The sequence below is a fragment of the Hyunsoonleella aquatilis genome (genome assembly GCF_014270105.1).
Lineage (GTDB): Bacteria > Bacteroidota > Bacteroidia > Flavobacteriales > Flavobacteriaceae > Jejuia > Jejuia aquatilis.
The window spans coordinates 270376-285576 of record NZ_JACNMF010000003.1; the positions used below are offsets into that span (position 1 = coordinate 270376).

Below are 15201 nucleotides of genomic sequence, written 5' to 3' on the forward strand. Positions count from 1 at the left end.
TCATAAAAATGAAAATTAAATTATTTTCAGTAGTTGTTTTAGTACTAGTATTTTCTTTATCGAGTTGTAAAAAAGAAGTAAAGCAAAACGAAGACAAAACTTCAGTAGAAACCAAGCAAAAGAAACCAAACATCGTTTACATTCTTACAGACCAATGGCGAGGTTCAGCTTTAGGTTATGCAGGTAATCCCGATGTTAAAACGCCTAATTTAGATGCTTTTGCTAAAGAAGCTATTAATTTTACAAATGCCGTTTCGGTATTACCCGTATGCACACCTCATAGAGCATCATTACTTACCGGTAAGTTTCCAACAACAACAGGTATGTTTTTAAATGATTTGTATTTGCCTAGTGAAGAATTGTGTATGGCAGAAATCTTTAAGGAAGCGGGTTACAATACAGCCTATTGGGGCAAATGGCATTTAGACGGTCATGGGCGTTCAAGTTATATTCCGAAGGAAAGACGCCAAGGTTTTGATTATTGGAAGGCCTTAGAGTGTTCGCATAACTACACAAAAATGCCTTACTATGATAATGATAATCCTGAATTGAAACATTGGGATGAGTATTCGCCATTTGCAATTGTAAAGGATGCTAACAATTATATTAGTGAACATGCAAATGATGGAAAACCGTTTTTAGCTCTTATTTCTATTGCAACGCCACATTATCCGCATAATAGTGCGCCAAAAAAATATAAGGATATGTATCCCCCTGAGTCATTAACATTAAGTCCAAATATTCCAAATGAATTTGAGGAACGGTGTCGCAAAGAATTACAAGGCTATTATGCGCATGCTACGGCAACAGATGAAGCTATTGGAGCTGTTTTGGATAAGCTGAAAGAGCTTGAATTAATAGATAATACCATTGTCGTATTTTCAGCCGACCATGGCGAAATGATGGGGGCGCACGGTGTAAAACCATTTGTAAAGCAATTGGCTTGGGACGAAGCGGTTAGAGTGCCTTTTTTAATTCGTTATCCGTCTATTGGGGAGCATAAAGGAAGTACCGTAAATGCACCTCTAACCACACCGGATATTTTACCATCTTTATTGGGGCTTACAGATATTGAAATACCTGAAGATATAGAGGGCGAAAATTTGGAACAGCTCATAAAAGATCCCAATCCAAATATTGATAGAGTAGCTTTAGTAATGAATCCAGCACCTTTTGGCGCTAATTTCAAAGATGAACCTTATCGAGCTATTAAAACCAAACAGTATACTTATGCCAGAACTCCAAGTGGACCAAGTATGTTTTATGATAATATTGCGGATCCTTTTCAACAAAATAATTTACTAGGAAAAGCTGAATTAAGTGATATTCAAATCGATTTAGATAACAAATTAAATAAAGCCTTAACTCAGATTAACGACGAGTTTGGAACACGTGACTTCTATTTGAAAAAGTATAATTATATATTGGACGAAAAGAAAAAAGCGATACCACACTGGGGCTTTAATGAAGGAGTAGGAGCGCTTAAGAATGTAGGAACTACAAAAATGGTGCAATCACCAAAACCAATCTCTAATTAAAATTAAATTATGAAAAATTATTTAGCGCTAATTGCACTTATGTTTTGCATTTCAAATATGCTTTGTCAAAGTGAAAAACCTAATATTCTTATCTTTTATATTGATGATTTACGAGCGGAATTAGGATGTTACGGAAGTGAAACAGCAATTACTCCGAATATTGATAAGTTGGCATCAGAAGGTATAATGTTTAACAAAGCCTACACCCAACAAGCCATTTGCGCCCCTTCAAGAATGAGCACCTTAACGGGTTTAAGACCTGAAACATTAGGGATTTATAGCATCTTTACACCATTACGTAAAGTACATAAAGATGTTGTAACGCTTCCGCAATTGTTTAAGCAAAACGGATACAAAACAATTAGTACGGGTAAAGTATATCATCATTTTGTGGATGATAAAGAAAGTTGGACAGAACTTGTAAAAAGGCCTTCCAATATATACCTAAAACCAGAGAGTCTTGAGGCTATGGCTGGAAAACGCGCTAAAGGTCCTGCTTATGAAGATGCGGACGTAGCAGATGATGGATACAAAGATGGTATTGTTGCAAACGATGCTATTAGAATGTTACATCAATATAAGGATGACAAATTTTTAATGTTTGTTGGATTAATGAAACCGCATTTGCCTTTTAATGCGCCAAAAAAATATTGGGATTTGCATGATAAAAGTAAGTTTGAAATTCCATTAAAGGAAAAGCCACAAGACATGTACAGGTTGGCTTTAAGTAAATGGGGAGAGCTTAAGAACTATAATGGAATCCCAAAGGAAGACCCTTTGAATGATGATATTACAAGAACCTTAATTCATGGGTATCACGCTTGTGTAAGTTATATGGATGCCCAAGTAGGTAAAGTATTGCAAACTCTTGAAGATTTAGATTTACTCAAAAACACTATGATTATTTTTATGAGCGACCATGGCTATAAAATTGGAGAATATGGAGCGTGGTGCAAGCATTCTAATATGGAAATAGACACGAGGGTTCCTTTAATTATAAGTAGAGAAGGAAACTACAAAAAGAGAAATGCGGGCGAATTATCAAATGCATTGGTAGAAAATGTAGATATCTTTTCAACATTAACCGAAATATGTGGTTTTGAGACGCCAAAGTCCGACGGAAAAAGTTTAGTTCCTGTATTAGATAATCCTGATTTAAAATGGGATGAGGTTGCTACAAGCGTTTTTGCAAGAGGTAAAAATATTATGGGCTGTACTGCCACAGATGGAAATTGGAGATATACCGAATGGCGAGATTCTAAAACTCATGAAATTCTTGGCGCAGAATTATATGAGCATAAAAACAGCCTTTTATCATTTAAAAATCTTTCAGGAAATAAAAATTATATAGAAGTAGAGGAACGAATGAGAGCACTTTTGGAATCTCAGTTCCCAAGAAGCGGAGTTCCATTTCTACAATACGATAGTCCAAGGAAATAAAAGCTAGTTGAAAATGAACAAAACATAGTTTAGCATAGTCTTTAGGCAGTTAAACACCCCTAAGTAGTGTTAAAAAATTTTTGGTTACCCTATTTTAGATTATTGGTTTAAGAGGCTTTAATAACTTTGGGCTGACTAAACTAATTAAGCTATGTTAAACTACATTCGGATAGATGGCAACTCAATGGTGCCAAAATATATTCAGATTATCAATTCTATAATTGATAACGTATCCTCGGGAAACATTAAGATTGGAGATAAAATACCATCCATAAATACTTTAAGCCAAGAATTTTATCTATCAAGAGATACCGTAGAGCGGGCTTACAATATTTTAAAGAAAAAAAATGTTGTGGTTTCCGTCCGTGGTAGAGGGACCTATATAGCTCAAGCCGATTTAGTTAGAGACAAAAAAATATTGTTTTTGGTAAACAAGCTGAGTCCGTATAAAATGAAGGTATATAATGCCTTTGTGGATGCTATCGGTGACAACTGTCAAGTGGATATACACAGCTTCCATTGTGACCAAGCACTATTTGTAGAGTTAATGGGTAAGTACAAATCTGCCTATGATTACTTTGTGATTCTGCCTCATTTTAGGACAGAAAATTTGTCATATACCGGTTTTACCGAAGAAGTGAATAATGCTATTAATGGTATCCCAAAGGAGCAGTTAGTTTTATTGGATAATAACAATCATCAACTGCCAGGTGATTTTATTGAGGTATATCAAGATTTTGAAAACGATATATTTACAGCTTTAGAAACGGGTCATGAAAAAATTTCTAAATATGATAAGCTGAACTTAGTTTGCCCGAGGAAAACCTTCTATCCTTATCCAACAAAAATTTTGGATGGTTTCAGGAAATACTGTTCGTTTAATAATCTTCACTTTGAAATACTTGAGGAAATTTCAATGGAATTTGAGGTAGCTCCAAAAAATCTTTATATCACAATTGAAGAAGAGGATCTTGTAAAAGTCATATCTCGAATTAGAAAAAATGGTTTTAAGTTGGGGTCGGACGTTGGAGTAATATCATACAATGACGCGCCTCTAAAACAAGTGTCCAATATTACGGTTATTACTACAGATTTTGAGGATATTGGAATCAGGGCTGCCAAAATGATTTTAGAAAGTAGAATAGAAAAGGAAAAAGTAGCCTTTAGATTTATTGACAGAGGATCTGCTTAGTACATGGTTGTTTTCATACTAAAGGGAAGCTCTTGGCTTCCCTTTCTTGTTTAACCCATTTAACTACAGGGATAAAATCTTAGCCATAATTAAAAGGAAAATATGGAGGGTGTATTTTTAGAATATAATGCTACGTCTATTCATTTTTGGAATAAATTACCGAGAACTCTAAAACATTTTTTAAATTGTACTTTAGGTTATATAAGCTACAAATGAAACGCAGTATATTTTATTGTTTTTTTTTATTTCAGATTGGTTTTTTACAATCTCAGGTTAGTGATTTTAATTTCAAAAATTTTAATTTATCTGATGGTTTATCAAGCAGTACTGTAAATTATATAAAGCAGGATAAACTGGGGCAAATCTGGTTGGCTACAAATAATGGTCTAAATAAATTTAATGGAGAAGAGTTTGTTGTCTATAGAAATACTCCAGAAGATAAATCAACGATAAGCAGCAACGATGTTCATAATATCCTAGAGGATAAAGAAGGAAATTTATGGATAGGGACTTACAACGGTTTAAATAAATATGAACCTCAAAAAGATAAATTTAAAAGATATTTCAAAACATCTGATAAAAATTCATTAAGTGGAGATAGGATTTTTACCAGTTTCGAAATGAAAAATGGAAATATATGGTTTGGAACAGAAGATGGTATTTCTATTTATATAAAGAAACAAGACAGTTTTATAAGGTTTCTAAAAAACAGAAAAAAACGTACACTGTTTTTAGACATATATGTAGATAAGAAAAACACCGTTTGGTTGGCTACTTTTAATGGAATTATACAAGTAGATAGGAGTAAAGAAGGGAAATTTAAATATCAAGAATACCGCTTAAACAATTTGAAAAAGCGGTTTTTTATATACAAAATATTAGAGGTAGAACCAGGTGTCTTAGCACTAGCAACAAAGTATCACGGGTTTTTATTATTCGATAAAAAAACAAAGAAATTCAGTTGTCCTGAAGAATTGAATTTTTTTAAAAATATAGAAATTAAAGATTTATATAAAGATGAGGAAAAAAATCTTTGGTTAGCTACAACTACTGGCCTTTTTATCGTAACACCTTCAAAAGAAATAATTACTGTTAATAGTAGTGTTTACGAAGATATTGGAAGTGTAAAAAACCATTTTAAAAAAATATATAAAGATAATAATGGTTCAATTTGGATAGGTACCCAAGATATTGGTGTTATGACTTGGCACAAATTTAATCAGAACTTTAAAAGATTTAAAAATTCCAGGACCTTCAATAACATTGCCAATTGTATAGCTTCGGATAATGAAAAAAATATTTACTACGGTACAGAGGGAGGAGATTTAAATAAAATAGATAGTAATGGTATAGTAACAAAAGTTTTTGATGTTCAAAATCAAATAAAAACAACAGTTTATCCTATTAAGACTTTATACAGAGATGGAAATTTACTCTGGATTGGAGCAATGAAAAATGGTATTAAGATTTATGATTTGCAATCAAAAAAAGAGCTTAAAAACTATCTTTCCCCTAAGCTGAGAAATTTTTTAAAAGATGTATCTGTTTTAGATATTAAAAAAGGATTTGGTAATAATGTATGGATAGCAACCATAGGCAGAGGTTTGATTAAATACGAAATCAAACAGAAAAAAATGCGGGTTTTCAATTCACGTCAGTTAAAAAGTAGTTACTTTAAAGTTATTTATAAAGACAAAAAAAACTTAATTGTTGTTGGTTCAGATCATTTAAGTTTTTTAGAGGCAAAAGAGAAAGGGAGTTTTAAAATATTGAATTATCCAACCATAGTAGACTCCAGTAGGTTAGATATTGTTTCAGTACATAAAGATAAAGCAGGAATGGTCTGGGTAGGTTCTAGAACAAGAGGGCTTTATAAATTCACAAAAGATAAGAAATACGAAAGTGTAATTGTTTCTGCTAAAAATAGAATTTTTACAGTCAATGCAATTTTGGAGAGCAAGAAGGGGTTACTTTGGCTAAGTACAGATAAGGGTATTGTTAAGTATGATCCATTAAAACAAGAGAGCATAATTTATAATCAACAAACCATAGCTCAGGATAACGATTTTAGAGTAAATGCCGCTCTTAAAGAAAACAACAAATTTTATTTTGGAGCAAAGCAAGGAGTAATAACTTTTGAACCCGATAATATTGTTACATTAAAAAACATGCCAAGGGTAATTTTATCTTACCTTAAAATAAAAAACAATGAAACGGGTGCTTTAAATAAAAATGAAAGCATATTAAAAAATATAAGTTATTCCAAGGAAATTGTTTTGCCCCATAATAATGCTAGTTTTTCTATAAATTATGCTTTACCTAATTACATCAATACCAATAATAATCAATACGCATATAGGCTCAAAGGGTTAGATGATAATTGGTTGTATACAAAACAAACCGAAGCATTTTATACCTTACAAAATGCAGGTACTTATACTTTTCAAGTCAAAGCTGCCAGTTATGATGGTGTTTGGAATAATAAAATAACAGAGCTTGATATAACAATTCAACCTGCGCCTTGGCTAACATGGTGGGCTTATACGATTTACTTTATTTTGTTTTCTAGTTTAGTGTTCGGTATTTCATGGATTGTTCAATCAAAAGCAAGACTTAAGGACAAACTGGAATTAGAGTTAATTACAAAACGAAATAGCGACGAATTAAACAAAGCCAAACTTCAATTTTTTACAAATATTTCCCATGAGTTTAGAACACCACTAACTTTAATTTTAGGGCCACTTCAAAACATTCTCAATGATTATTCTGGCCCTAAGTCTGTTTACAAAAAGTTAAAAATAATGGATGGTAGCGCCAATCATTTACTGAGACTGATTAATAGATTAATGGATTTTAGAAAATTAGAAAGTAATCAGTTGAAACTAGAAGCTGCAGAAGGAAATATCGTTAAATTTTTACAAGAAATATTTTTGTCTTTTACAGAATATGCTAAAAATGGTAGTTATGACTATAATTTTAATACATCACATGACGAAATTCTAGCTTTTTATGATGGGTATAAATTAGAGAGAGTATTCTATAATTTAATATCGAACGCTTTTAAGTACACAAAGAATGGAGGTAGTATTAACGTTAGTATTTCTAAAACAGAAGAGGGCGTTGTTATAGAAGTTAAAGATTCTGGACCAGGAATACCTGAGGAGTTTTTAGATAAGATCTTTGATCGGTTTTTTGAAGTTCCAAATTCCAACGAAATGAACAAGGATTTTAATAAAGGTACGGGCATAGGGCTATCAATTGCCAGTGGCATTGTCAAATTGCATAAGGGAGAGATAAAAGTTAATAATATAAAACCGCAGGGGGCTGTTTTCACAGTAAAATTAAAGCTTGGCAAAGTGCATCTGGCTGAAAGCGAAATATTGAAGAGTTTTAAAATGAGTGATGATGTATCCCAGTACGCTACTCAAATTAGTATTTCAGATATAGAAATGAATGCTAATACCCCTGAAGATTTAATGATTGAGGAGAAGAAATACACAATTCTTGTTGCCGAGGACAACACTGTTCTAAGGTCATTTATAAAAGAAATACTAAAGCCAAAATATAACGTCATTCAGGCTGAAAACGGAAAGGTGGCCTTGCAAAAAGCTATAGAGCATTGCCCAGATTTAATTATTAGTGATGTTATGATGCCCGAGATGGTCGGCACCGAGCTTTGCTCTAAAATAAAGACAACCTTGGCCACAAGCCATATTCCGGTAATCCTATTGACGTCCCGTTCTGCTCTAGTCTATAAATTTGAAGGTCTTGAAAGTGGGGCTGATGACTACATTAGCAAACCCTTTAATCTCAAGGAATTTGGTCTTAAAATCCAGAATTTGCTGGAGTTTAAAGAACGTTTGAAAGGTAAATTTTCATCAAATAAAAACTTTGAAAATCTAGATGTCTCCCTAACATCTTTGGACCAACAGTTGTTTGATAAAGCCCTGGCAGTAGTAAAAAATAATATCTCAAACCAGGATTTTAACATCGCCCATTTCTGTGAAGAACTGGGAGTTAGCCGTTCAATGCTTTTTACGAAAATAAAAGCCTGGACTAATTCAACACCAAACGACTTCATTCAAGACGTGCGATTGAATCAGGCTGCCAAATTGCTAGAGTTGAACAGATTAAACATTGCCGAGATTTCTTATGAAGTCGGTTTTAAACGGCCCAAATACTTTAGCCAACGTTTTCAAAAAAAGTTTGGCTTGACGCCATCGGAATTTTCGAAGAAATTTACTGGAACTTTCAAGTAATTTTAACACTAACACAAGGTGCTCTCGGGGAAAAATGCAAGAAACTGTAAGCATTAAAACAAGGGACGTTTTTATATTACATAAAATCTCTTTAATTTGAATGGTTTTCCCAAAACCACAGGACACCTCAGGATTAGATTTACCCCTTAATATGTTAAGTTTGTTTTTATAGAATATCACAAGAAAACCAATCAATTCAAAATGAATAAAGTATCAAAGTGTTCGAAAATTTATACCCGAGTCAGTGTCCTTTTATTGATCATTTCGCTATCCTGTTCTCCCCAACAAACGGAAATTTCAAGTGCAAATTTTAACGATAACTGGCTCTTTATTTTAGATGAAGATAATGCCGATTTTTCAAATGAAGAACTAGACGATAGTTCATGGACTAACCTTGATTTACCTCATGATTGGTCATTTGAAAAAGGTGTTCGTAAAGGAGGCGACCAAGGTCAAGGTGGTGGTTATCATGATGGCGGAATTGGTTGGTACCGTAAGTACTTCAATGTTTCAAAAGAAAGCTTATCCAAAACAACGTACATCAATTTTGATGGGGTATATATGAATAGCGAAGTTTGGGTAAATGGTAACCGTCTTGGTAAAAGGCCTTATGGTTACATTAGCTTTAGATACGATATTTCAAAATATTTAAAGGCAGGACAAAATACTATTGCCGTGCGTGTAGATAATAGTTTAGAGCCCTCTGCGCGTTGGTATCATCCTTGTGGTATTTACGCAGGTGTTTCTTTAATTGAAAAGAATCTAACTCACATTGAGCTTAATAGTATTTTTATTACGACGCCCAGTATAGCAGAAGATAAAGCTTCTGTAAATGTAAAACTTAATGTTGTAAATGCCTCTGACAATTTAGAAACTAAAATTACAATTCAAGCGTCGGATGGTACGGTTTTAACATCAGCCAAAAGTGGCGTTGAAGCATCAAAATCAGAAATAAATTTAGAGGTTGAAACTCCTAAGTTGTGGAGTCCAGAATCACCAAACTTATACAAAGCAGTGACTCAAATTCTTAATGGTGAAGAAGTCCTGGATGAAAAAACGACCGTTTTCGGATTTAAAACTGTGGAGTGGAAAACCGAAACAGGCTTTTGGTTAAACGGAGAAAACGTCAAACTAAAAGGTGTTTGCGAACACTGGGAAGGTGGCCCTGTTGGAGGTGCTTGGACGAAGCCTATGTTACGTTGGAAGTTAAAGTTGCTAAAAGGTATGGGAATTAACGCCATTCGTCCGTCACACAATCCAACACCACCTATGTTTTACGATATCTGTGACGAAATTGGATTGTTGGTAATGGATGAGATTTTTGATGGGTGGCATAAAAAAGCACCTCAAGATTATGGAAAACAAGCCTTTGACGAATGGTGGCAACGCGATGTTGAAGAGTGGATTACCAGAGACCGTAACCACCCAAGTATTTTTGTGTGGAGTTTGGGGAATGAAACCCACAGTGATGTGGCACCAGAAATGGTGAAATTTGGAAAAGGTTTGGACCCGACCCGCTTGTTTACTTCAGGTGCAGGAAACCCAGAGGATATGGATATTCAAGGTGTGAATGGAGGTTCTGAAACTAAATCGTTTATTGAGAATAATAAATTGACCAAACCATTTATTTCTACCGAAGCACCACATACATGGCAAACCAGAGGCTATTACCGTACGCAAACATGGTGGCGAGATAATGAGTTACCCGGAACCTACGAATTGCCTAATCTTACCGATAAAGAGATTTTCTTCTACGAAGGCCTAAATCCTAAAGATTGGAGAAATAGAAAACAACGCTTTAACTCATCCTATGATAATGCTACGGTGCGCGTTTCAGCAAGAAAATATTGGGAGGTGATGCGCGATACGCCATGGCATAGTGGGCATTTCCGGTGGACAGGATTTGATTATTACGGAGAAGCAGGTTTAGTACATGGTGGTTTGCCTTTTAATTTATTTATGGGCGGTGCTATTGATGTAGCTGGTTTTGAAAAGGATTTATATCATTTTTATAGAAGCCAGTGGACTGAAGAGCCAATGATTCACATATTACCACATTGGACACATCCAAGAATGGAAAAAGGTACCAAAATTCCAGTTTGGGTATATTCCAATACCGATGAGGTGGAGCTTTTCCTAAATGGGAAATCATTAGGAAAAGACAAACCAGGTACCGTTTGGAACGAAATGCAATGTGAATGGCTAGTGCCTTACGAAGAAGGAACCATAGAAGCCGTTGGCTACATTGATGGAAAAGAAGTGAATAGAACGTCTTTTTTAACAGCAAAACAACCTTCAACTTTACAGAATACAGTAAATAAATTGGACGCAGAAGGAGATTTTAGAGCGAGCTACATTTTAACTTCAGAAGGAATGGATGCCGACGATAATTTAAATCCTTATGCTGAAAATAGGGTGTATTATAACATTGTTGGTGATGTGGACAAAGTATCCATGGAAAATGGAAACCCCATTGACCCTACCAGCAGAACAAAAGCCGATTACAGAAGTTTATTTTTTGGGAAAACCAGATTATTTTTAGAAGAGGGGCAAAATGCAAAAGAGGCCTCTGTAGTTGTAGGTTCTATTTTGGGCGATAAAGCCTTATATGTTTCCAATGAAATTACTATTGATGTGCAATCTGTATCGTTATTTGGAAATGATACTTCTAACGATTTTGAGGTGCTTTACACGTTAGATGGCAAAAATCCTGAAACAGATGGTCTAGCTTACAACCAACCTTTTAAAGTTGAAGATGGCACTACCGTAAAGGCTATAGTGAAACAAAATGGAGCTCTTGTTTTAACCATGAAAGAAACATTCGGTAAAAACGAAGGCTTATTCTGGGGTGATGAGCGCTCCGCCGACATGTGGATTGGTAGAGGTGTTAATATTTCTGCAGAAGAAGGTATCTTAACAGGTTCAGCAAAACCAAGCAGAGACGCACGTCGTTTTAAAGGAAGTGGCTTTGTGGACTTTAAAGGCGGTGAAGGCTCAATTACTTGGTATCAAGAAAATGATGGTGAACCCGGAGATTATAGTATTCGCTTTAGATACATGCACAACAATGAAGGGAAATTACACCCTATGAAACTCTATGTAAACGACGAATACGTTAGGAATATAGAGTTCAAGGCCACAGGTGGTTGGGAAAAAGAATGGAAGTTTGTACCCACCATTATCGTACTGCAATCTGGAGCTAATAATATCAAATTAGAAACCACGGGAGAGAGCGCACCCTACATTGACGAGTTGTTTATAGATTAAGCTTAAGTAATAGATATGGGGTTTGTATATGTAATTGCAGTTTTATTGGTATTAAATATGCTGTTATTTAGGTTTAGTTGTAATAGAAATAGTAAATAAATGAACGTTGATTTCAGTTTTAGCATAAAACAGATGGTGTTATTATTCTGTTTGATTTCAATTTTGACTTCTTGCCAAAATCAGAACGTTAACAGCAATTCAGAAAACAAAGTCAGTCTTGAAAAAGGCTTTAAAAATCCACCACAAAACACCAAACCCAGAACATGGTATCATATCAATAGTGGTAATGCATCAAAAGAAGGATTTACTAAAGATTTAAAAGCCATAAAAGAGGCAGGTATTGGTGGGGTTTTAGTGTTTAACGTATCTATGGGTTTGCCAGAAGGCGATGTAAAATACAATTCTCAAGAACATCGAGATATTTTAACACATGCGGCCAAAGAATGTGAAAAGCTAGGTTTGAGTTTTGGGGTTCATAATTGTGATGGTTGGACCTCTAGTGGCGGGCCTTGGGTTACTCCGGAAAATGCCATGAAAGTTGTTGTTAATAGTCAAGTGATTGCAGAAGGAGGTAAGCAGGTTAACTTAAAATTACCACAACCACCAGCAAGACATAATTTTTACAAGGATATTGCTGTTGTGGCGTATCCCACGTTAGAAACAGAATTGATTGACGACAGTGTAAACCCCATAATCACATCTTCAGACGAAGCATTTAATGCAGATTTAGCCACAGACCATCAAACCAATACCCATGCCGATTTAAAGGCGGACCAATGGGTGCAATACGATTACGGAAAACCGCGTACCCTTAGGTCTATAAATGTTTTTATCAACAAACGAAAAGGGAGGTTTACCTTATTAAAATCAAATGATGGCATTAATTTTACAGTAGTGCACAAGCCTAAGGAAGCACGTATAGGAAAAGACGAATGTTATTTCTATGAAAGTTTCAAACCTATTACAGCGCGTTATTTTAGAATAAAAACCGAAATGGATGCAGGCATTTATGAAATGCAACTTTCTGCAAATCCAGTGTTAGGAAATGTGATGGAATACACGTCATACAGAAAAAATAGGCGCCCTATTACTGAAGCAGATGCAAATGCTTACATCAAAAAAGAAGACATCATTGTGTTGAGTGACCAAATGGATGCAAATGGTGTTCTGAAAGCGACACTACCCAAAGGAAATTGGACCATTATGCGTTTTGGTTTTACAGCTTCAGGGTCAACAAACGAACCAGCGTCTGATGAAGGCACAGGGCTTGAAGTCGATAAATTCAGCAAAAAAGCATTAAAAATACATTATGATGCCTTTGTTGGGAAACTTGTAAAGCAAGCCAAAATTGATGCACCAAATGCCTTGCAGTATGTTGAAATTGATAGCTACGAAGTTGGTCCACAAAATTGGACTGGCGATATGGAACAACTATTTGAAGAACGTTTTAATTATGATTTTGTGCCGTTTTTACCATTGTTTGCTGGGAAACACATAGAAAATGAAGCTACTATTGAATCTGTTTTTTGGGATATGAAACAGTTGGTAAGCGATTTAATGGTAACCAATTATTTCGATTATTTTACAGAATTATGTCATCAAGATGGTTTAATATCTTATGTAGAACCTTACGGATTTGTGGGGCCTTTTAACAGTTTAGATGCGGGGCGACGTGCTGACATTCCTATGGGAGAGTTCTGGTTGGGAAAACCGAATAATCACAAAAGGGCACCAGTATCTTCAGCACATATTTATGGCAAAAATGTCATTTCTGCTGAAGCTTTTACAAGTACCAAATTAAATTGGAGTTTCCATCCAGCGTTAGCAAAACAAAAAGGCGATTACGAATGGACGAATGGAATTAACGAATACATGTTTCATCGTTTCGCACATCAATCCAATACCCACGTAAAACCAGGAATGAGTATGAGTTTTGTAGGGTCTCATATAGACCGCACGCAAACTTGGTGGGACAATGCAGGACCAGAATGGTTCAATTATTTAGCTAGAGGTTCATACATGTTACGTCAAGGAAATCCTGTGTTAGATGTATTGGTTTTTGTTGGGGATAGAGCACCAAGTCACGTGATACACGCAAAACAAATGCGTCCTAAATTACCTGCATCATATAAATATGATTGTGTAAATTCAGATGTGATTATCAATCGTTTAAGCGTAGAAGATGGGAAACTGAAATTACCTAATGGCATTACATACAATGCCTTGTCTTTGCAACGAAACGATATCATCAATCTAGAAACCTTAAAAGGTATTCATAAATTATCACAACAAGGTGCTTTAGTCGTTGGTAAGAAGCCTCAAAAATTGGGAGGTTATGTTGTAACTGAAGCAATGCAAAAGGAGTTTGATACATTGGTCAATGAAATTTGGTCGAGTAAAAGAACTTATAGTACAGGCGAATGGGAAGAAATTTTTAAAGAGAATAATATTCAGAAAGACTTGATTGTAGAAGGTCAACCAGACTTTAATTTCTACCACAGACGTACTGAAAAAGAGGATATCTATTTCGTGTACAATCATAATCTAACTGAATCAGAAACCCTAAATTGTAGCTTTTTAATAGAAGGTAAAGTACCAGAATTATGGAATGCTGAAACTGGAGAGATTACCAAATTAGTGGAATACACTACCAAAAATGGAAGAACTAATATTTCCATTGAAATGCATCTGCAAGAATCGGTTTTTGTTGTATTTAAAGAGGCAGAAACAGTGCAACCAAGAGTTACGTATAATCAATCTGAGGATGCATCTAAACCTGCATTTAGTTTAGATGGCGATAATAATTTACAGGCTGAGGTTTTTGAAAATGGAAATTACTCAGCTTCAGTTAATGATTCTGAAAATTGGAATATTGAAGTAAACGATATTCCTAATCCTCTAGAAATTACAGGCAATTGGGACATCAATTTTAGGGAACAAGACTTTTATAAAGCCACCATACAAACTGATAAATTGTTTGATTGGTCAACACATGATACAGAACAAATCAAACATTACTCAGGAACAGCCATTTATAAAACAACATTTAATATTGAAAAAGGAATGTTGCAATCCGACAGACAATTTCAACTCAATTTAGGAGAAGTAAATGTGATAGCTAAAGTACTTGTAAACGGACAAGATATTGGTGTGAGTTGGATAGCGCCTCATACGTTAAATGTGACTGACGTTTTAAAAGAGGGTGAGAATGCATTAGAAATACAAGTTACTAACCAATGGACAAATCGTTTAATTGGTGATGAAAAATTACCAAATCAAACGGGTTATGACGTTAGAAGAGGAAGTCCAGGTTTTGGCGATTCAGAATTTAGAGGCAAGTTTAAAAAAATGCCAGAGTGGTACAGAAACAATAAACCATTACCAGAAGGACCACGCAAAACATTTAGCGTTTATGGTTTTCAAAAAGCGACAGATAAATTATTACCATCAGGTTTATTAGGTCCAGTGACTATAACCACTTCAAAAATTATAAAAAGGAAATAAG

General features: G+C 34.8%; 6 protein-coding genes. All 6 read left to right on the forward strand.

What is annotated here, in order from left to right; translation table 11 throughout:
* Positions 1 to 8 precede the first annotated feature (8 nt).
* Entirely contained in the window at positions 9 to 1538 is a 1530-nt protein-coding gene (locus H7U19_RS09875) for a sulfatase family protein (protein WP_186561874.1), read from the forward strand.
* Positions 1539 to 1547: 9 nt separating this feature from the next.
* Complete coding sequence (locus tag H7U19_RS09880) at positions 1548 to 2978, forward strand: sulfatase (RefSeq protein WP_186561876.1); 1431 nt, start codon at positions 1548 to 1550, stop codon at positions 2976 to 2978.
* A 151-nt stretch (positions 2979 to 3129) separates the two neighbouring features.
* Entirely contained in the window at positions 3130 to 4170 is a 1041-nt protein-coding gene (locus H7U19_RS09885; protein WP_186561878.1) for a GntR family transcriptional regulator, read from the forward strand.
* 212 nt (positions 4171 to 4382) lie between these two features.
* The gene (locus tag H7U19_RS09890; protein WP_186561880.1) at positions 4383 to 8429 is read left to right on the forward strand and encodes a two-component regulator propeller domain-containing protein; all 4047 of its coding nucleotides are present in this window, start codon (positions 4383 to 4385) and stop codon (positions 8427 to 8429) included.
* A gap of 201 nt (positions 8430 to 8630) precedes the next feature.
* Positions 8631 to 11696: a glycoside hydrolase family 2 TIM barrel-domain containing protein gene (locus H7U19_RS09895; RefSeq protein ID WP_186561882.1), complete on the forward strand. Its 3066-nt coding sequence runs from the start codon at positions 8631 to 8633 to the stop codon at positions 11694 to 11696.
* 99 nt (positions 11697 to 11795) lie between these two features.
* Complete coding sequence (locus H7U19_RS09900; RefSeq protein ID WP_186561884.1) at positions 11796 to 15200, forward strand: glycosyl hydrolase; 3405 nt, start codon at positions 11796 to 11798, stop codon at positions 15198 to 15200.
* The last annotated feature ends 1 nt before the right edge of the window (position 15201 follow it).